This is a genomic window from Pseudomonas sp. W17, from assembly GCF_040268305.1.
GTDB lineage: Bacteria > Pseudomonadota > Gammaproteobacteria > Pseudomonadales > Pseudomonadaceae > Aquipseudomonas > Aquipseudomonas protegens.
In genome coordinates, this window is record NZ_CP158490.1 from 1,399,798 (window position 1) to 1,417,271 (window position 17,474).

Below are 17,474 nucleotides of genomic sequence, written 5' to 3' on the forward strand. Positions count from 1 at the left end.
CTGGCCTCAATCCGCACGGGAGACGTGAATGACAAACGAGCAACAAGCGTTGCTGGACATGCCGATCTGGCTGGTCATCGTCCTGGCGCTGGTCGGTGGCGTTTCCGGTGAAATGTGGCGTGCCGACAAGGAGGGCGCCCGTGGCTGGTCGCTGCTGCGGCGCCTGGCACTGCGCTCCGGAGCCTGCGTGGTCTGCGGGGTCTCGGCGATCATGCTGCTGTATGCCGCCGGCGTGTCGATCTGGACCGCCTGCGCCTTCGGTTGCCTGACCGCCATGGCCGGCGCCGACGTCGCCATCGGCCTCTACGAGCGCTGGGCGGCCAAGCGCATCGGGGTCTGCGAACCGCCTTCCCGGGATTCCCATTCAGACCAGCCTTGACTCACCGGGCGGCTACCGCCCTCAACACGGTCGTGCGCCCCGGGCTTTCGCCGCCGGGGCCGCTTCGGCCTGATTCTGGAAGCAGACAATGAGCGTACTGACGCAGCTACCCGAGGCCATCACGTCCACGATCAAGACGGCCATGCCGCATCTGCACAAGGTCGAGGCATTTCCCGAGACCGTTGATGGCTCCGCCGAGACAGCGATCTACTTTGCAATCACCGGCATGGACCCGGGAGCTGATCCGGGCGACGGCCGTAGTTGCCTGCGGGCGACCTTCGAGGCCCGGGTGCGGGTTGACCCGAGCCTTGCGCAGGCCTCCTTGCAGGCGGTTGTTCTGGCAGCGCAGCTCATGGACCTGCTGCGTTGCCAGAACTGGAACCTTGATTCTGTCGATAGTGCTAAGGCGGTGTGGGCCAAACCAGCCGGCACGGCCGTGGATTCGGCGCCGAAAACCGAGTGGACCGTGCAATGGCAGCAGTCCATCTACCTGGGCCAGGAACAATGGCCCTGGCCCGATCAACCCCCGGGAACACTGGCATTGGGTTTCAGCCCCGACACCGGCCCCGGTCACGAGGGGCACTATCAGGCGCCGGAGCAGATGTCGTGAGTTACGTCACCGCAACTCACGACCGAATGCTTTCTGGCCTGATCCTGCCTTGCGCTGTGGTCGGCGTGGACCTTGCCGCGGGCAGACTGCGGGTATCCGATGGCGCGGGCTGGACCAGTGCCTGGGTTCGCTGGCACAGCCAGGCCGCCGGCAAGGCCCGGCACTGGCGGGCGCCGAGCCTGGGCGAGCAGGGCGTACTGATCAGCCCCAGTGGCGAGCCGGCGCAGGGCACTTTCGTTCCCGGCCTGTATGGCGATGCCGGTGCACAGCCGGATAACCGCGAGCACGTCGAGGTCTGGCGCTTCGATGATGGCGGCTCGCTGGTCTACGACTGGCAGGCCAAGAGCTACAGCATCTCCCTGCCCAGCGGCACGGTGACGATTCAGGTCGGCACCAGTTCGGTCGTGGTGACGGACAGCAGCATTACCGGCAACGCCGACAGCATCACCCTGACGGGGGCAATCACCTTGAATGGCGAGGTGCAAATCAACGGTGCGAGCTTGAAGCACAACGGGGTGAATGTCGGCTCGACCCACATCCACCCAGGCGTGATGCCCGGCCCTGGAGCAACCGCTCCACCGCAGTGAGGCCTTGGCGATCAACGCCGGCCACCCAACCTACAACCCCGATAAACCCGATCAATCCGCCGAATGCGGATTTTTTGTACCCGGAGAAAAGCATGGCACTCCCGAAAAAAAAGCCCGGCCGCACGGCCACCAGTGGCGCTGCGGTCTTTCGCGACACCTTCTACACCTCGCGCATTCTGATCCTGGCGGACGGCCGCGCGCTGTCGGTGGCCCAGGGCGAGGTATCGGTACCGGTCAGCGACACCCTCGCCCGAGACTACCTGGAGCAGCACCCGGACTTTCAGTTGCAGGAGTAACACGATGATCGGAATGGATCGCCGTACCGGCTTGCCGCTGTCCGGCATCGAGCATTTGCGGCAGTCCATCGAGGACATCCTGACCACGCCCTTGGGCAGTCGGCGGATGCTTCCTGAATACGGCAGCAACCTGCGCCGTTATGTCGACTTGCCGGTGACCGGTGGCTGGAAAAGCGCGGTTCAGGCAGAAGTCGCCCGGGCGCTGTTGCGCTGGGAGCCCCGCTTGAAGCTGGAGCGGGTAAAGGTTGTAGCGGTGGTGGAGGGCCAGGTCAGTTTCCAACTGACGGGCCGCTACCTGGGTAATGACGCGGTTTTGGAGGTGACGGCATGAGCATGCTGGATTTATCCGCACTGCCGGCGCCGCAGGTGCTGGAAACCCTGGATTTTGAAGCGCTGTATCAGGGCAAGCTGGCAACCTTTCGCCGTTATATGGGCGACAACTGGACGGCCAATCTGGAAAGCGATCCGGTCACCAAGCAACTGGAGCTGTCGGCCTACGGCGACATGCTGTTGCGGGCCCGGGTCAACGATGCGGCCAAGGCGCTGCTGCTGGCCCATGCCCAAGGCACGGACCTGGATCAGTTGGCCGCCAACGTCAACTTGCAGCGCCTGGTGATCCAGGCTGGTGACCCGCAAGCGGTACCGCCTGTGGCGCAGGTCAAGGAAGCCGACGACGCACTGCGCGAGCGTGTCCAACTGGCCTATGAAGGCCTGACCACCGCCGGGCCACGCAACAGCTACATCCTGCATGCCCGCAATGCCTCGGCCCGGGTGGCGGACGCCGAGGCCGAAAGCCCGTCACCGGCCTGCGTCACGGTTACGGTGCTGAGCCTGGAAGGTGACGGCGCAGCGGCGCCTGAACTGCTGGCGACGGTCGCCGCGGCCCTCAATGACGAGGACGTGCGACCGCTGGGGGATCGGGTCACGGTGAACAGCGCCCAGATACTGCCGTATCGCATCGACGCGGTGCTGCACATGAAAGGGCCGGGCCCGGAAAGCGATGCCGCCCTGGCAGAGGCCGAGCGCAAGCTGGCCGCCTGGGTCAACCCACGCCGGCGCCTGGGCATCGAGGTGGCGCGTTCAGCCGTCGATGCCCAGCTGCATGTGGCCGGCGTGGCCCGGGTTGAACTGCGGGGTTGGCAGGACATAGTCCCGAGCAAGGCCCAGGCCGCGTACTGCACCGGCTACAGCGTTACCTTGGGGACCTGATATGACCAGCCTGCTGCCAAGCAACAGCACACTCTTGGAACGCGCCCTGGAGGCGACCAACAGCAGCGACACCGCCACCATGTTGCGCACCCTGTACAACCCCTCGACCTGCCCGGTGCACCTGCTGCCCCAGCTGGCTTGGGCCTGGTCGGTGGATCGCTGGGACCCGCGCTGGAGCGAGACGGTCAAGCGCAATGCCATTCGCGCCTCGTTCTTCATCCATGCCCGCAAGGGCACCATCGGCGCTTTGCGCCGTGTGGTGGAACCGCTGGGCTACCTGATTGAAGTGGTCGAGTGGTGGCAGATGGCTCCCCAAGGCGAGCCAGCCACCTTTGCCCTGAAAGTCGGGGTGCTGGATACCGGCATCACCGCACAGATGTACCAGGAACTGACCCGGCTGATCGATGACGCCAGGCCGGTGAGCCGGCACATGACGGGCCTTGCCATCAGTCTGGAAACCTCCGGTGTCATCGGTTACGGCGCTTATGTGGACCAGGGTGAAGTACTCGACGTTTACCCCCCGACCCCTCGCGATATTGAAGTGATCGGCCGTTACGGCCAGGTCATGTGCATTGATGAAACAGACACCTTGGATGTGTACTCATGATCGATTCCAACAGTCAGTTCTTCGCCATCCTCACTGCGGTGGGCGAGGCGAAACAGGCCAACGCCACCGCCCTGGGCACGCCCTGGACCTTCAAGGAAATGGCGATCGGCGATGCCAACGGCACCGACCCCATCCCGAACAGAACCCAGACTAAGCTGATCAACGAATGGCGACGCGCCCCGGTCAACCAGGTGCGCACCGACCCGGCCAACCCCAACATCATCATCACCGAACAGGTGATTCCGCCTGATGTCGGCGGGCGCTGGATCCGCGAGATCGGCCTGCTCGATGCCGACGGCGACCTGGTGGCGGTGGCCAACTGCGCCCCGAGCTTCAAGCCCCTGCTGGCCCAGGGCACCGGCAAGACCCAAGTCATTCGCATGAACTTCATCGTCGCCAACACCGCGCAGATCGTGTTGAAGATCGACCCGGCGGTGGTACTGGCGACTCGTCAATATGTGGATGACTCCCTGGTGGCAGCGCTTCCGGCGGATAAGGTTGCCGGCGCTTATCGGCAAGTCACTATCGATAAGCGAGGCATAGTGGTCAGTGGCACCAACCCCACAACGCTATCCGGTTATGGCATTGCTGATGCATTTACCAAGTCAGAGACCAGTTCAGCCATACAGCTTTCAAAGGAGAGCATCGTAGCGGCGGCGCCTGTTGCACTCGACACGCTAAAAAAGCTGGCTGGCGCAGTGGGCGATGACCCTGGCTTTTCAGCGACAGTGACGAATGCGCTTGCCGGCAAAGCAGTAAAAGCCACCACTCTCGGTGGATATGGGATTACAGACGGGGTAACAAAAACTGACCTGGCGAGCGCAGTCAGCAATTTGCTTCCCACAACGGGTGGACGGTTGACGGGATCGGTATTGCTGTCGAGTGACAATAACGACTCGCCGGAGTTTGGCTGGGTGACGCCCACCTGTGACGCTCGCATGGATGTTCTAAATAACAACGTGAGGGTTTTTGCAAGTTATGGCGGTGAAACGTCAACACCGCTTCTTTTGAGTCTTGCCGACAGGACCGCCTCCGTCTTTGGCAACTTGCTATGGAATGCTGGCAACTTTGACCCGACGCGAAAAGCAGACAAAGCGACCACGCTTGCAGGGTATGGCATCACTGATGCTTTACCGGCGAATCGGCTGATCTACTCTCCAAATGCCCCTAAACCTACTGAGGGGGCGGTCGGTACGCTTTGGCTGCAATACGAGGAGCCATGATGAACTTCCACGTAAAACTGGATGGCGGTTACCGGCCTGGTGTCATGCCTTATGTAAAGCTTGCAGACGGCTGGCGAGAGGGTGCGGAACTGTTCATCAAAACCGAAAGTGGGTGGCGCACGGTCTGGCGGCGAACGTTTGTGTTTATCAACACGGTGGAGCGAGCAGGTGCGAGCATTTTTGAGCTCATGGGCAGTCCCGCCAAAGCCCGGAATTATCTCTTTATCAATCGCGCAATGATCTACGGCGGTGGCGCTGGATACTCACTGAGAACGGGTGTATTTCCCCCAGGCTCCACACTGAAAATCATCAATGAACACTACATCCGTGGTGCGGGCGGCGCGGGGGCTTATCCTCCTCGCCCTTTGCCAGGCGCTACAGCCTTTGTTCTGGATTACCCAGCAACGTTGGACAACCGTAACGGGTATATTTTCGGTGGCGGCGGGGGCGGTGGGGATGCCTATTGGCCCAACGTACTGCACACCGGCGGTGGCGGCGGCGCGGGGCGTCCTGGTGGCGTGGGTGGTGGGATGTATCAAGTCTCGACTTACGGCTATGGCTATCCAGCGGCCGGCACTTTGGATGCTGGCGGCGCTGGCGGCTGGTACACCGCCGGGTGGAATGGTGGTGCCGGCGGAGCACCGGGCAGCCCTGGTGTCGGCTCGTCCAATCCCGCTGGTGCTGGCGGTTATTCGATTGAGAAAAATGGCAACAACTTGATCTTTGAAGCGGGCAACAGCCCTGATCGAGTAAAGGGGAATATCTTGTGAATGGATTTAAAGTTCTCTCTGTGTCGGCTACCGCTGGCACCATGCTTGTCGACTGGGGCGATATGACGCTGAACCACTATATCCCCCAGGAGATTCTGACCACCCCCGACATCGATGCCGTGGCCTTGGCCCAAGTCATCGAGAGTATGCGCCCAGCTCCAGCTGTCGCCTTGGAGTTGCCTCAAGCACTCCAGGCAATGGTTGAACCTTCCAGCCTTGGAGACGATGAGCGACTCTGGCGTGCTGCGCAGTTGACGACGGTGACCTGGCTGCGCGATCGCCATTACGATCAGCTTGAAATGAAGGTATCCACCAATCTTTCGGAGCAGCAGTTCAACGAGCTTCTGGTGTACATGCAATCCCTACGCGACTGGCCCCAATCTCCGCACTTCCCACAAACCGAACATCGCCCGGTAGCTCCATCCTGGCTCGCCGAAAAAACCCAATAAACGCCCCGCACCGCCGGGGCGTTTTCTTTCCCGCTTCCCACTAATCAATCATCCCTACGAGCCCCCTTCACCCGGGGCTTTTTCATGTCTGGAGTTTATCCATGAGTGGTTTTTTCCACGGCGTTACTGTCACCAACGTCGACACCGGCGCACGCACTATCTCGCTGCCCACGTCTTCGATCATCGGCCTGGTGGACACCTTCACCGAGGCCCCAGCGTTCACAGCCAAGGCCAACGACCTGCTGCTGATCACCAACGAGCGTGAGGCTATCGCAGCCTGGGGCCCGGATGCGGCCATCACCAAGGCCTGCCAGGCCATCTACCAGCGGGCCAAGGCGGTGATCGTCGCTTGCGGCGTGGCCAAGGTGGCGGATGCGGCCGAGCAGACCTCGGCGATCATCGGCGGGGTGCTGGCCGACGGCAAGCGTACCGGCCTGCAAGCCTTGCTGGATGGCAAGAGCCGTTTCAACGCCCAGCCGCGGTTGCTGGTGACCCCCAAGCACAGTTCGACCCAGGCGGTTGGTACTGCGCTGGTGGCCCTGGCCGACAAGCTGCGTGGCCTGGCGATCATTGATGGCCCCAACAGCACCGACGAAGCGGCCATGGCCTATGCCAAGCACTTCGGCGCCAAGCGCGCCTATATGGTCGACCCGGGCATTCAGTACTGGGACAACGGCGCCAGCGCCACCGTCGATGCGCCGGCTTCGGCCTGGGTCGCGGGCCTGTTTGCCTGGACCGACAACGAGTACGGCTTCTGGGCCTCGCCGTCGAACAAGGAGTTTGTCGGCATCACCGGCACCACCCGCTCCATCGAGTTCCTGGACGGTGATGAAACCTGCCGCGCCAACCTGCTGAACAACGCCAACATCACCACCATCATTCGTGATGAAGGTTTCCGCCTGTGGGGCAACCGCACGCTGTCCAGCGATCCGAAGTGGGCCTTTGTTACCCGGGTTCGGACCCTGGACATCGTCATGGACGCGATCCTTTACGGCCACAAATGGGCAGTGGACCGCTCGATCACCGCGACCTACGTCAAGGACGTGACCGAGGGCCTGCAGGCGTTCATGCGCGACCTGAAGAACCAGGGCGCAATCATCAATTTCGAGGTCTACGCCGACACCGAGCTCAACACCGCCAGCCAGCTGGAGCAGGGCAAGGTGTACTGGAACATCCGCTTCACCGACGTGCCACCGGCCGAAAACCCCAACTTCCGGGTCGAGGTCACCAACCAGTGGCTGACCGAAGTCCTCGAACACACCGCTTAAGGAGCAGCAGCAATGGCAATGATTCCCGAAACCCTGGCGAACATGAACCTGTTCGTCGATGGCATCAGCTTTCAAGGCGACGTGTCGAGCCTGACCCTGCCCAAGTTGACCCTCAAGACCGAGGAGCATCGGGTCGGCGGCATGGATGTGCCCGTCGAGCTGGACATGGGCATGGAGAAGCAGGAAGCCGGCTTCACCACCACCGGCGTGCGCCGCGAGTCGCTGAAGATGTTCGGCCTGGCCGATGGCAGCGGTTTCAACGGCGTGTTCCGTGGCGCCTTCAAGGGCCTCAAGGGCAAGGTCACGCCGGTGATCGTGACCCTGCGCGGCTTGCTCAAGGAAGTCGACATGGGCGATTGGAAATCCGGCGACAAGGCCGAGGTCAAGCACAACGTGGCCCTGACCTACTACAAGCTGGAAGTCGATGGTCGCTTGATCTACGAGATCGATGCCCTGGGCATGAAGCGCGTGATCAACGGCGTCGACCAACTGGCCGCGCAACGTTCTGCCCTGGGCCTGTAAGGAAACCACCAGCATGACTCAAGCAATCAACAAGACCCCGGCGTGGATGACCCTGAGCGCGGAAAACGTCGTGATCAGCCTTAGCAAGCCGGTGGAGATGAACGGCGTGGTCTGCGACAAGGTCACCTTGCGCGCCCCCACCGTGCGTGATGTGCGTGCGGCCAACTCCGGGGCTGCCGGCGATGATGAACAGCGCGAACTGATGCTGTTCGCCAGCCTGGCGCAAATCAGTGCCAAGGATCTGGAGGGCATGGCGCTCAAGGACTATCAGCGCCTGCAGGCCGGCTATTTTCGCCTGGTGCAAGACGACGAGCTTTGACCCTGCGGTGATGAAGATGGCGGCGAAGCGGCTCGCCAGCGAGCTGCATTTCGCCGCCGAGGAAATCATGACCATGAGGTTTTCCGACATGGTCTGGTGGCTCACGGATTGAGCCCGTCACCCAAGGAGCAGGAGAAGCAGATGGCGAACAAGCTGGAATCAGGGCTGGTGGTGGTGGGTACCGCCCTCAGTTCGACGTGGGACGCCGCCTTCAAGACGGTGGAAGGCCGGATCAAGCAACTGGAGCAGCAGGGCAGCAAGGCCCGGGTACTGGAAAAGACCATTGGCCAGACCCTGCGCCTGCAGGATGAATGGAAAAAGGCCCATGACACCGGTGCTGCATCTGCCGCCGGGCTGTTGCGCCGGTTGGAACAGAGCCGTGATGGCCTGCGCCAGCAGGGTGTGCAGGTACATAAACTGCGTCAGGAATATCAGGCGCTGGGTAAGGTGGCCCGGGGCTCCGCTCTGCAGGCCCGGGGGCACCAGCAGATCGACCAGGGCAAGGCCGACTTCAAGGCGGCGTATGGCTTGGCCAAGGACGGGATCGGCAAGCTGGCCATTCCGGTCAAGATCAATGCCGACTATCAGGCGCTGATCCGTGACATCGCGATCAAGGCCGGTGTGGCCAATCAACCTCAGGAAGCGCAGCTGAGCCGCAGCGTCGTTCAGACTTCACGGAACACGGGAATGGCCCGCAACGAGGTGGCGGCTCTGGTGGGGCAGATGACTGCCAAGGGCATGTCGCTGGACAAGGCGCAAGGTTACGCGGGGCTGGCGGCCAGGTTCGCGGTGGGGCAGGGCACGGGTATCGAAGACACGGCAAACCTGATGCGGGCCCTTGAGCTGAAGGCCGGGATCAGCGACCCCAAGGTCATGGAGCAGGCCCTGGAGGCCATCGCCCTGCAGGGGCAGGCGGGCAATTTCGAGGCCGCCGACATGGCGCGCTTGCTCCCGGCGCTGCTCGAGAGCGCGAGCGGGGAGGGGCTCACCGGCATGGATGCGGTGAGCCAGCTGGGCTCGATGCTGCAAGTGCAGATGAACACCGCGGGCGGTGCTGATCAGGCCGCCGGTCAACTGCAGAACTGGATCGAGAAAATCGGTTCCAGTGAGGCGGTCAAGGCTTATGAAGATGCCGGCATTGATTATCAGGCGTCGCTGAACATCGGTATCCAGAAGGGTATGTCGAGCCTGGAGGCGAGCTTTGCCCTGGCCATGCGCTATGTCAGGGCCATCGATCCGGCCAAGGCCGCGAAGATGGCCGAGGCCCAGGCACAGATCAGCAAGGAAACCGATCCGGCGAAGGCCAAGTCCATGCTCGAGGCTCTGGAAGAGTCCCTGCGTACCGGTGACCTGTTCACCGATATGCAGATCAAGGCGGCCTTGCTGGCTCACACCCAGGGCCGGCAGCAATACGAGCAAGTGAAGAAGGACTCGTTGAGTGCTTCGGGGGTTATCGACAAGAACCTGGCCGAGCGTCGGCAAGCCTCCGTCCAGCTGTGGAAGGAAACCGCGCAGGCGGTCGACGGTGGCATGCTTGCCGTGGGGAAGGCCCTGCAACCGGCCACGGATCTGGTTGCCCAAAGCATCACGCTGGTGGTCGGCAAGCTGACCGAACTGGCGGAGAAGGCACCATCATTGGTGCTGGGGGTGACTGCCCTGGGCGCCGCTTATGTCGCGGTGCAAAAGCTGATGGCTGTCTACACCATTGGCAAGGGCCTGCTGAATGTCGCTCGAGGTTCACTGCAGGTTGGCCGCAAAGTGGCGAAGCGCTCCTCTGGTGGCAATGCGAGCGGTATCGACTGTTGTGCGCCCATGCTCGATTGCGGCCCGGACAAAAAACGCCGCAAGGGCCGTGTCGGGCGCAAGACGCCCAGGCGCGAGCCTCGTTCGAGGGGCGGCAGCAAAGGCTTCAAGAGCCCTTTGACGCCCAGCGGCCTGGAGAGAGTGGCCAGAGGGGCTGCCACCTCTGGTGCCGTAATGAAAGGCGCCGGTTCCCTGGCCAAGGGAGTCGCCCCCTTGCTCAAGGGCGGTGCGATCCTTTCGGTGCTCGGTGCAGGTTTCCAGGTGGCGGACACTTACCTGAATGCCCAGACCCAGGATGAAAAAGCCGAAGGCTACGGCGAGGCGGCGGGCAATCTTGCTGGCGCCGCCGCGGGTGCAGCAGCAGGGGCGGCCATTGGCTCCGTGGTGCCGGTGATTGGTACTGTTATTGGCGGGCTGGTGGGCGGCGCCCTGGGTGCCTGGGGCGGTTCGGCCGCCGGTGGCGCCTTGGGTAAAAAGCTGTTCGGCTCCGACGAGTCGCTCAAGCACTTGCCCGTAGCCGGTCCGCTGATGATGCGCAACGCCGGACAGAACATCCCGCCGGTCATGGGCGATATCGCCAAATCCTTCCAGAAAGGCCAGACGCCCCCGCTGATGGGGCAGGCGGCGCGCTCGATGCTCAGCCCATCGTCGTCTGCTGCGGCGCCGGCCACGATCACCGCGCCGGAGTCGCTCAAACCCCAGGTACCTCCAGTCATCGAGCAGCAGTTCAGCTTCGCGCCCTACTTGTCGATCTCGGTCCAGGGTGATGTGCGCGACCCCGCGCAACTGGCCCGGGAACTGGAACCCCACCTGCGCTGGCAGTTCGACGAGTTCAGCCGCCAGGCTGCCGCTCGCCAGCTGTTCGACGCCGCACACGTTTAAGGAGATCGCATGGCTTACATGGAGCAGCTGCAATCGGGGCTGGGTTCCCTGGTGGCGGCAGCGGAAGCGGGGCGGCGCAGTGCTGATGAAATGCTCGGGCCCATGAACGGTGCCATCAGCGACATCAGCGGCGCCGCCCTGGAGCTTGAAAGCCTGCCCGTTGTCGGGCCGGAGCTGGGCGCCAAACTGCAACGCACGATGCGCAGTATCGGTGCGGCGCAGTCGGTGGTGGGGGAAGTCGCGGCCAAGTACAGCCAGGCAGTGACCGTGGCCGGGCAGATGCAGCAGCGTCTTGGCGCCCTGCAGGAACAGGTGGCCAAGGCCGGCGCGGCAATCAATCGGATCGGCGGGCAGATCAGCCCTTCCCTGGGCAACATCTTCCCGACCGCCGCATTTGCCGAACAGACCACTCCGGCGGCCGAGGCGGTGAAGCCCTTCGCGCACCTGTTGATCCTGCAACCGCTCGGGGCGGGCGCCCAGCCTTACTACTTCAACGTCGATACCGCAGCCTTCGAGGCGCTGCGCCGGCAGAGCGGATTCCGCTGGGCCGGTCAGGAGCGCTTGAGCCGCAGTGTCGCCCAGCAGGCGGTGGGCCAGGGTGAAGAGCGGATCTCTCTCAAAGGCACGGTGTTTCCCGGGTTCAAGGGCGGCCTGGGGCAGTTGCAGACCTTGCGCAGCATCGGGCGGCGCTTGCAGCCGCTGAGCCTGACCACCGGCTACGGCGAAGTGCTGGGCACCTGGTGCCTGACCAGCATCGAGGAAGATCAGAGCCACCTGCTGGCCGGCGGTATCCCGCGCAAACAAGGTTTTTCATTGGAGTTCGTAAGCTATGGCGACGACTTGCAGAACGTCTGACGGGGATCTGCTCGATACCTTGTGTTACCAGTATTACGGCCACCTCAACGGCTGTGTCGAAGCGGTGCTGGACGCCAACCAGGGGTTGGCCGACGAGGTACAGCCGTTTCGCGCCGGGCTGCTGATCCGGTTGCCGGAGCTACCGGCCCGGGCCGAGGCCAGGGTCCAGCTATGGGATTGAGCCCCAACCCCTTTACCCAACCCCGTCGAGCACGGGGTTGGCTTTTTCTGGAGTACGGCACATGACCCCAGCGTTTCGCATCGTCGCCGATGGCCGGGACATCACCGCGCAGATCAACGACCGCTTGCTGAGCCTGCGCACCACGGACAAGCCCGGCCTGGAGTCGGATGAATTCGAGCTGCGCATCGATGACCGCGACGGCGCCGTGGCGCTGCCCCGGCGCGGCGCGAGCATTGAAGTGTTCCTCGGTTACGCCGGCCAGGAGCTGACTCGCCTGGGGCGCTACACCGTGGACGAAGTGGTGGTGAACGGGCCGCCCGATACGCTCGAGATCCGTGGCAAGGCCAGCGACATGCGCGGCAGTGGCAAGACCACCCGCAGCGGCAGTTGGGAGAACGTTGCGCTGCAGCTCATCGTCCGTGACCTGGCGGCGCGCAATGGATGGCAGCCGGTCTGCCCGCTCGCCATCAAGGTGCCGCGCATCGATCAGCTCAACGAGTCGGATTTCAACTTCATCACCCGCCTGGCCCGGCAATATGACTGCACCGCCAAGGTGGCCGAAGGCAAGCTGCTGGTGTTGCCCCGCCAGGCCGGACAGAGCGCCAGCGGCAAGGCCCTGGGGGTTGTCACCCTCGGGCGTGGCGATGTCAGCCGCTACCAGTTCCGCCTGAGTGACGGCAGCACCCACAAGGCCGTGCAGACCCGGCACCAGGACCCCAGGAGCGGAAAGCTGCGGGTCATCGACCTGGGGAACGATGGCTCGCCGGATGATTCGCCCGCCGTGCACACCGACCGCCACCTCTACCCGAACCAGTCTGCCGCCGAGCAGGCCGCCAAGGCGCGCCTGGCGGCCTTCAACCGCAGCACCGCCAGCCTGCGCCTGGACCTTGCGGGGCGCACCGATCTGTTCGCCGAGCGAATGATCAATGCCCAGGGCTTCAAGGCCGGGCTCGACGGTGACTATCTGGTGGACTCGGTCGAGCAGTTGTTCACCCAGGCCGGATGGACGACCACGGTCCAGTGCAACGGCGGCAAGCAAGGCAAGGCCAAGGCCAAGGGCAAGCCGCCCCAGGCCCGCAAACCCCTCAGGATCGAGCAGCTTTGAGCCTTGATCCCATTCCCCACTGACGGGGCAATCCGCCCACAGGAGTATTCATGAAACCAGGCATCACCCTGGCGATCCGGGATTTTCTCCGGACCTTGATCGTCGGCTGCAGCTTGCTGCTGGCCACTGCCACCCATGCGGCACCCTTTGTCCTGGCCTATACCGACGGCCAGGTCGAAGCGTCCTACAGCAATCTGCAGGCGTTCCACCGCAACCTGTCCGCCGTCGGCCTGGGCAGCACCTACGGCCTGACCGTCACCGGCAAGCTGCATCAGGACGGCATGAACGAAACCACGCAGAACATCATCCGCTTTGCCAAGAGCCAATCCCTGCCGCTGTATCCGACTGTTTCCGACTACAACGAAGACATTGGCGCTTTCGACCCGGCTATTTCCCACTCCATCCTCAACGACCGGGCCTTGAGCGCCGGCACCGTCAAGCAGTTGGTCAAGCTGGCCAAAGAGGGCGGATTCGCCGGCATCAACCTGGACTTCGAGAAGGTCGAACCCAGGAACCGCGCGGCGTTTTGCGCCTTCGTCAAAACCCTGGGCAACGCCCTGCATGCCGGCAACAAGAAGCTGATCATCAGCATCCCGCCCAAGTTCAGCGACACCGAGCCTGAGTACCTGCAGGGCTACGACTACAAGGCCCTGGGCGCGGCGGTGGACTACTTCCAGGTGATGACCTACGACCAGGTCGGGCCGGGCTGGAGCAGCGGCGGCTTTCACAATGAAGCCTGGCCCGGCCCCGAATCGGGCTTCGACTGGCAGCAGGCGCTGCTCAGTTACGCCGTTTCCCGAGTCCCGGCGAGCAAGGTTCTGGCAGGGCTGCCCGCATACGGCCAGGACTACAGCATCGGCAACCGGGTGCACTGGTCGGCCTATCAGGAAATCATTGCCGAGCACCGGGCAGCCACTCACCGGGATGCCGCTTCTGCGACGCCTTATGCCTCCTGGGGCCCGGTCAAGAGCTTCGCCGATGGCGTGGAATGGACCCCGGAACGAGCGCAACCCGTGCTCTGGTACGACGATGCCGCCAGCATCAAGACCAAGACCGCCCTGGTCGCCAAGCTGGGCCTGGCCGGCACCAGCGTCTGGGCCATGGGCTATGAAAATGCCGAGTTCTGGGCCGCACTGCAGTCAGGGCTCAAGGCCAGCAATGAGCTCTTGCCGACCGGGCGGGAGTGACTGGCCGGATGGGCTCTGGAGCTGGCTGCCACAGATTCTGCAGTACGCCTGGGGCCGTGATTCCAGGGCGCTTTTGCGAAACCCGTCTCGACGGGTTTTTTCATGCCCGGCAGAAACAAGCCTCACCGCAGCCTCATCCCGTTCCAGGAGCCTTGTCATGAAACTCTCGGCTGTTCTCGATCAGCTACAAGCACAGTGCCCGAGCTTTACCGGGCGCATCATTGTCGGCACCCATGCCGATTCTGCTTCAGGCGTTGGTGCGCCAATGCCAGCCGCCTATTTGGCGCCCAGCAACGATCTGGCCAGTGCCAGCGCCGGGCAGAACATCATTCGCCAGACTATCCGCGACCGCTTCGACGTGGTCCTGGCGCTTGGCGCCGCCGAGCCTGCAAAAGCGCTGAATCCGCTGCACGACCTGCGCGCCGAAGTCTGGCGCGCTCTGGTCGGCTTCAAGCCCGGCGCCGAGTACAACCCGATCCAGTACGACGGTGGCGAGCTGGTGTCTCTCGATGCCTCTGGCTTGCTCTACCGCCTGCGCTTTTTCGCCGAGTTCCAGCTGGGGCGCAACCTGCCCGGCCAGCCGGCGGAAACCTGGCATGAGCGTGAACTCGACGGCTTGCCGTCCTTGACCGGGGTCACGGTGCGGGTCGATGCCATCGATCCGGCGGACCCCAATCTGCAACGCCCAGGGCCCGACGGGCGCCTGGAGCTGACTTTTTCAGGAGAGCTGAAGCAATGAGCAAACGCATCACCGTGCTGCCGGTCGCCGGCCGCGCCGTACCGGACCCGGAAGCGGGCGATCTGCTGCCCGCTTCCGGCCGTGAAGTGTCGGACAGCGCCTGGTGGCGCCGGCGTCTGGCCGATGGCGATATCACTAGCAAAGCCGTGAAAGCGGCGAAATCTCAAGGAGCCAAATAATGGCGATCGGTTTCAGCAATATCCCGGCGGACATCCGTGTGCCGCTGTTCTACGCCGAGATGGACAATTCGGCGGCCAATAGCGCGTCCTCGGCCATGCGTCGTCTGATCGTCGCCCAGGTCAACGACAACCAGGCTGGTGACGATCTCGGCAAATTGGTGCTGGTGTCCAGCGTGGCCCTGGCCAGGAGCATTGGCGGCCAGGGCTCGATGCTCGCTTCGATGTACGAAACCTGGCGCAAGACCGACCCGGTGGGCGAGATCTGGTGCCTGCCGCTGCACAGCACCGAGGGCAGCGTGGCCAAGGCCGAGCTGAAGATCAGCGGTAGCGCCAGCGCCGCCGGCCTGCTCAATTTGTACGTCGGTGGTGTGCGGGTGCAAGCCTCCATCGTCAGCGGCGCCAGTGCCGCACAAGCGGCCAGCGCCCTGGCCTTGAAGGTCAACGCTGCAGTAGATCTGCCGGTGACCGCCACCGCGGCCGAGGGCACTGTGACCCTGAACGCCAAGTGGACCGGCGACAGCGGCAACGACATCAGCCTGCAACTCAATCGCCTGGGCAAGAGCAATGGCGAAGAAACCCCGGCGGGCCTGACCCTGGTGCTGGGCAAGATGGCCGGCGGCACCGGTGTGCCGGATCAGGTCGCGGCGCTGGCCGCCCTGGGCGACGAGCCGTTCGAGTTCATCTGCATGCCCTGGACCGATACGGCCAGCCTCAACACCTGGCAAGCCGTCATGGATGACAGCACCGGTCGCTGGTCCTGGGCCAAGCAGTTGTTCGGTCACGTCTACAGCGCCAAGCGCGGCACCGTCGGTACCCTGGTGGCGGCCGGTCAGGCGCGTAACGATCAGCACATCACCATCCAGGCCCTGGAAGCCGGCGTGCCACAACCGGTCTGGGTTCAGGCCGCGGCCCTGGCGGCGCGGACTTCGGTGTTCATCTCCGCCGATGCCAGCCGCCCGACCCAGAGCGGCAGCCTGCCGGGCGTCGACCCGGCGCCGGCCAGCGAGCGCTTCACCCTCACCGAGCGCCAATCGCTACTGAGCTACGGCATCGCCACCGCTTACTACGAAGGTGGCTACATGCGCATTCAGCGGGCGATCACCACCTACCAGAAGAACGCCTACGGCCAGGCCGACAACTCCTACCTGGACAGCGAAACCATGCACCAGTCGGCGTTCATCGTGCGCCGCCTGCAAAGCGTGATCACCAGCAAATACGGGCGCCACAAGCTGGCCGCCGACGGCACTCGTTTCGGCGCCGGCCAGCCGATCGTCACCCCGAGCACCATTCGCGGTGAGCTGATTGCCCAGTACGCCAAGCTGGAGCTGGAGGGCCATGTGGAGAACGCCGAGCTGTTCGCCGAGCACCTGATCGTCGAACGCGATGTGCAGGACCCGAGCCGGGTCAACGTGCTGTTCCCGCCGGACTACATCAACGGCCTGCGAGTGTTCGCGCTGCTCAACCAATTCCGCCTGCAGTACGACGCCGCGGCCTGAGCCGTACCTGCATCACTGCGCTTTTTCAGCCCGCCTTGAGCGGGCTTATTTTTTGGGAGAAACAACATGGGTCAACTGATCGCGGGCACCTGCTACGTCAAAGTGGACGGCGCTCAACTGACCATCAGCGGCGGCTGCGAAGCACCACTGATGGCCGTCAAGCGGGAAACCGTGGTTCCGGGCTTCTACAAGGAAACCGACCTCACGCCGTCGTTCAAAGTCACCGCGCTGCACACCCCGGACTTTCCGCTCAAGCAACTGATCGAAGGCGTCGACATGACCGTCACCTGCGAGTTCGCCAACGGCAAGGTCTACGTATTGGCCGGTGCCTACCTGGTGGACGAGCCTATTGCCAAGGGCGACGACGCCAGCATCGAGCTGAACTTCGAAGGGCAGAAGGGGACCTGGCAATGAGCAACACGGTGAAGCTGCAAGTGCCGATCGAGGCCCACGGCGAGCCCCTGGCCGAACTCAGCCTGCGCCGCCCGACGGTGCAGGAAGTGCGGGCGATCAAGGCGCTGCCGTACAAGATCGACAAGAGCGAAGAGGTCAGCCTCGACATGGACGTCGCGGCCAAATACATCGCGGTCTGCGCCGGCATTCCACCGTCCTCGGTGAACCAGCTCGACCTGGTGGACCTCAACGCCCTGAGCTGGGCGGTGGCGAGTTTTTTCATGAGTGCGGCATCGCAGCCATCGCCGACCTGATCGCTGTCGCCTATGACCTGGCCTGGTTCTGGAAGGTTGACCCCGAACAGATGATGGCCAGGCCACTGGATGTGCTCCGCGAATCCCTGGAGCACGCGCAA

At 63.5% G+C, this 17,474-nt stretch carries 23 protein-coding genes; all 23 read left to right on the forward strand.

Going from position 1 to position 17,474, the window contains the following annotated elements:
* The first annotated feature begins 28 nt into the window (after positions 1-28).
* The 23 genes from ABCR88_RS06275 (at position 29) to ABCR88_RS06385 (ending at position 17,373) form a co-directional block, all read left to right on the forward strand.
* Positions 29-379, forward strand: a complete 351-nt coding sequence (locus tag ABCR88_RS06275) for a phage holin family protein (RefSeq protein ID WP_011059558.1) — start codon at positions 29-31, stop codon at positions 377-379.
* Positions 380-467: 88 nt separating this feature from the next.
* Entirely contained in the window at positions 468-989 is a 522-nt protein-coding gene (locus ABCR88_RS06280; RefSeq protein WP_350023654.1) for a hypothetical protein, read from the forward strand.
* The gene (locus ABCR88_RS06285) at positions 986-1,576 is read left to right on the forward strand and encodes a phage baseplate assembly protein V (RefSeq protein WP_019093193.1); all 591 of its coding nucleotides are present in this window, start codon (positions 986-988) and stop codon (positions 1,574-1,576) included. The genes ABCR88_RS06280 and ABCR88_RS06285 overlap by 4 nt, the downstream gene beginning before the upstream one ends.
* Positions 1,577-1,668: 92 nt before the next feature.
* Positions 1,669-1,872 carry a hypothetical protein gene (locus ABCR88_RS06290; RefSeq protein ID WP_053149294.1) on the forward strand — a complete coding sequence of 68 codons (204 nt, stop codon included), beginning with the start codon at positions 1,669-1,671 and terminating at the stop codon, positions 1,870-1,872.
* A gap of 4 nt (positions 1,873-1,876) precedes the next feature.
* Entirely contained in the window at positions 1,877-2,203 is a 327-nt protein-coding gene (locus tag ABCR88_RS06295; protein ID WP_015634349.1) for a GPW/gp25 family protein, read from the forward strand.
* Positions 2,200-3,081, forward strand: coding sequence for a baseplate J/gp47 family protein (locus tag ABCR88_RS06300; RefSeq protein WP_350023655.1), 882 nt, complete (start codon positions 2,200-2,202; stop codon positions 3,079-3,081). The genes ABCR88_RS06295 and ABCR88_RS06300 overlap by 4 nt, the downstream gene beginning before the upstream one ends.
* Position 3,082: 1 nt before the next feature.
* Complete coding sequence (locus ABCR88_RS06305) at positions 3,083-3,688, forward strand: phage tail protein I (RefSeq protein ID WP_350404241.1); 606 nt, start codon at positions 3,083-3,085, stop codon at positions 3,686-3,688.
* A complete protein-coding gene (locus ABCR88_RS06310; RefSeq protein WP_350023656.1) occupies positions 3,685-4,911 on the forward strand; it encodes a phage tail protein in 1,227 nt (408 codons plus the stop codon). Before ABCR88_RS06305 ends, ABCR88_RS06310 begins: the two co-directional genes overlap by 4 nt.
* Complete coding sequence (locus tag ABCR88_RS06315; RefSeq protein WP_125062640.1) at positions 4,911-5,681, forward strand: hypothetical protein; 771 nt, start codon at positions 4,911-4,913, stop codon at positions 5,679-5,681. Before ABCR88_RS06310 ends, ABCR88_RS06315 begins: the two co-directional genes overlap by 1 nt.
* On the forward strand, positions 5,678-6,130 hold the full coding sequence (locus ABCR88_RS06320) for a hypothetical protein (RefSeq protein ID WP_337154102.1): 453 nt from the start codon (positions 5,678-5,680) through the stop codon (positions 6,128-6,130). The genes ABCR88_RS06315 and ABCR88_RS06320 overlap by 4 nt, the downstream gene beginning before the upstream one ends.
* Before the next feature lie 101 nt (positions 6,131-6,231).
* The gene (locus ABCR88_RS06325; protein WP_325985602.1) at positions 6,232-7,398 is read left to right on the forward strand and encodes a phage tail sheath family protein; all 1,167 of its coding nucleotides are present in this window, start codon (positions 6,232-6,234) and stop codon (positions 7,396-7,398) included.
* Between the two features lie 12 nt (positions 7,399-7,410).
* On the forward strand, positions 7,411-7,920 hold the full coding sequence (locus ABCR88_RS06330) for a phage major tail tube protein (RefSeq protein ID WP_350404242.1): 510 nt from the start codon (positions 7,411-7,413) through the stop codon (positions 7,918-7,920).
* Positions 7,921-7,933: 13 nt separating this feature from the next.
* Positions 7,934-8,239, forward strand: a complete 306-nt coding sequence (locus ABCR88_RS06335; RefSeq protein ID WP_053156568.1) for a phage tail assembly protein — start codon at positions 7,934-7,936, stop codon at positions 8,237-8,239.
* Positions 8,240-8,380: 141 nt separating this feature from the next.
* Complete coding sequence (locus ABCR88_RS06340) at positions 8,381-10,924, forward strand: phage tail tape measure protein (RefSeq protein WP_350404243.1); 2,544 nt, start codon at positions 8,381-8,383, stop codon at positions 10,922-10,924.
* A gap of 9 nt (positions 10,925-10,933) precedes the next feature.
* On the forward strand, positions 10,934-11,779 hold the full coding sequence (locus ABCR88_RS06345) for a phage tail protein (RefSeq protein ID WP_065364487.1): 846 nt from the start codon (positions 10,934-10,936) through the stop codon (positions 11,777-11,779).
* Positions 11,754-11,960: a tail protein X gene (locus ABCR88_RS06350; RefSeq protein ID WP_015634359.1), complete on the forward strand. Its 207-nt coding sequence runs from the start codon at positions 11,754-11,756 to the stop codon at positions 11,958-11,960. The genes ABCR88_RS06345 and ABCR88_RS06350 overlap by 26 nt, the downstream gene beginning before the upstream one ends.
* Before the next feature lie 61 nt (positions 11,961-12,021).
* Complete coding sequence (locus tag ABCR88_RS06355; RefSeq protein ID WP_350023658.1) at positions 12,022-13,065, forward strand: contractile injection system protein, VgrG/Pvc8 family; 1,044 nt, start codon at positions 12,022-12,024, stop codon at positions 13,063-13,065.
* A gap of 50 nt (positions 13,066-13,115) precedes the next feature.
* Positions 13,116-14,252: a glycosyl hydrolase family 18 protein gene (locus tag ABCR88_RS06360; RefSeq protein ID WP_325985605.1), complete on the forward strand. Its 1,137-nt coding sequence runs from the start codon at positions 13,116-13,118 to the stop codon at positions 14,250-14,252.
* A gap of 157 nt (positions 14,253-14,409) precedes the next feature.
* Positions 14,410-14,991: a hypothetical protein gene (locus ABCR88_RS06365; protein ID WP_053149315.1), complete on the forward strand. Its 582-nt coding sequence runs from the start codon at positions 14,410-14,412 to the stop codon at positions 14,989-14,991.
* A complete protein-coding gene (locus ABCR88_RS06370; protein ID WP_011059562.1) occupies positions 14,988-15,170 on the forward strand; it encodes a DUF2635 domain-containing protein in 183 nt (60 codons plus the stop codon). The genes ABCR88_RS06365 and ABCR88_RS06370 overlap by 4 nt, the downstream gene beginning before the upstream one ends.
* Positions 15,170-16,666, forward strand: coding sequence for a phage tail sheath subtilisin-like domain-containing protein (locus tag ABCR88_RS06375; protein ID WP_041116249.1), 1,497 nt, complete (start codon positions 15,170-15,172; stop codon positions 16,664-16,666). Before ABCR88_RS06370 ends, ABCR88_RS06375 begins: the two co-directional genes overlap by 1 nt.
* A gap of 66 nt (positions 16,667-16,732) precedes the next feature.
* Complete coding sequence (locus ABCR88_RS06380; protein ID WP_011059564.1) at positions 16,733-17,080, forward strand: phage tail tube protein; 348 nt, start codon at positions 16,733-16,735, stop codon at positions 17,078-17,080.
* Positions 17,077-17,373, forward strand: coding sequence for a phage tail assembly protein (locus ABCR88_RS06385; protein WP_011059565.1), 297 nt, complete (start codon positions 17,077-17,079; stop codon positions 17,371-17,373). The genes ABCR88_RS06380 and ABCR88_RS06385 overlap by 4 nt, the downstream gene beginning before the upstream one ends.
* The last annotated feature ends 101 nt before the right edge of the window (positions 17,374-17,474 follow it).

Excerpts from the sequence above, each read along its gene's own strand:
- ABCR88_RS06275 (WP_011059558.1), top strand. The coding sequence starts at position 29 with ATGACAAACGAGCAACAAGCGTTGCTGGACATGCCGATCTGGCTGGTC.
- ABCR88_RS06280 (WP_350023654.1), top strand. The coding sequence starts at position 468 with ATGAGCGTACTGACGCAGCTACCCGAGGCCATCACGTCCACGATCAAG.
- ABCR88_RS06290 (WP_053149294.1), top strand. The coding sequence starts at position 1,669 with ATGGCACTCCCGAAAAAAAAGCCCGGCCGCACGGCCACCAGTGGCGCT.
- ABCR88_RS06295 (WP_015634349.1), top strand. The coding sequence starts at position 1,877 with ATGATCGGAATGGATCGCCGTACCGGCTTGCCGCTGTCCGGCATCGAG.
- ABCR88_RS06300 (WP_350023655.1), top strand. The coding sequence starts at position 2,200 with ATGAGCATGCTGGATTTATCCGCACTGCCGGCGCCGCAGGTGCTGGAA.
- ABCR88_RS06305 (WP_350404241.1), top strand. The coding sequence starts at position 3,083 with ATGACCAGCCTGCTGCCAAGCAACAGCACACTCTTGGAACGCGCCCTG.
- ABCR88_RS06310 (WP_350023656.1), top strand. The coding sequence starts at position 3,685 with ATGATCGATTCCAACAGTCAGTTCTTCGCCATCCTCACTGCGGTGGGC.
- ABCR88_RS06315 (WP_125062640.1), top strand. The coding sequence starts at position 4,911 with ATGAACTTCCACGTAAAACTGGATGGCGGTTACCGGCCTGGTGTCATG.
- ABCR88_RS06325 (WP_325985602.1), top strand. The coding sequence starts at position 6,232 with ATGAGTGGTTTTTTCCACGGCGTTACTGTCACCAACGTCGACACCGGC.
- ABCR88_RS06330 (WP_350404242.1), top strand. The coding sequence starts at position 7,411 with ATGGCAATGATTCCCGAAACCCTGGCGAACATGAACCTGTTCGTCGAT.
- ABCR88_RS06335 (WP_053156568.1), top strand. The coding sequence starts at position 7,934 with ATGACTCAAGCAATCAACAAGACCCCGGCGTGGATGACCCTGAGCGCG.
- ABCR88_RS06340 (WP_350404243.1), top strand. The coding sequence starts at position 8,381 with ATGGCGAACAAGCTGGAATCAGGGCTGGTGGTGGTGGGTACCGCCCTC.
- ABCR88_RS06345 (WP_065364487.1), top strand. The coding sequence starts at position 10,934 with ATGGCTTACATGGAGCAGCTGCAATCGGGGCTGGGTTCCCTGGTGGCG.
- ABCR88_RS06350 (WP_015634359.1), top strand. The coding sequence starts at position 11,754 with ATGGCGACGACTTGCAGAACGTCTGACGGGGATCTGCTCGATACCTTG.
- ABCR88_RS06355 (WP_350023658.1), top strand. The coding sequence starts at position 12,022 with ATGACCCCAGCGTTTCGCATCGTCGCCGATGGCCGGGACATCACCGCG.
- ABCR88_RS06360 (WP_325985605.1), top strand. The coding sequence starts at position 13,116 with ATGAAACCAGGCATCACCCTGGCGATCCGGGATTTTCTCCGGACCTTG.
- ABCR88_RS06365 (WP_053149315.1), top strand. The coding sequence starts at position 14,410 with ATGAAACTCTCGGCTGTTCTCGATCAGCTACAAGCACAGTGCCCGAGC.
- ABCR88_RS06370 (WP_011059562.1), top strand. The coding sequence starts at position 14,988 with ATGAGCAAACGCATCACCGTGCTGCCGGTCGCCGGCCGCGCCGTACCG.
- ABCR88_RS06375 (WP_041116249.1), top strand. The coding sequence starts at position 15,170 with ATGGCGATCGGTTTCAGCAATATCCCGGCGGACATCCGTGTGCCGCTG.
- ABCR88_RS06380 (WP_011059564.1), top strand. The coding sequence starts at position 16,733 with ATGGGTCAACTGATCGCGGGCACCTGCTACGTCAAAGTGGACGGCGCT.
- ABCR88_RS06385 (WP_011059565.1), top strand. The coding sequence starts at position 17,077 with ATGAGCAACACGGTGAAGCTGCAAGTGCCGATCGAGGCCCACGGCGAG.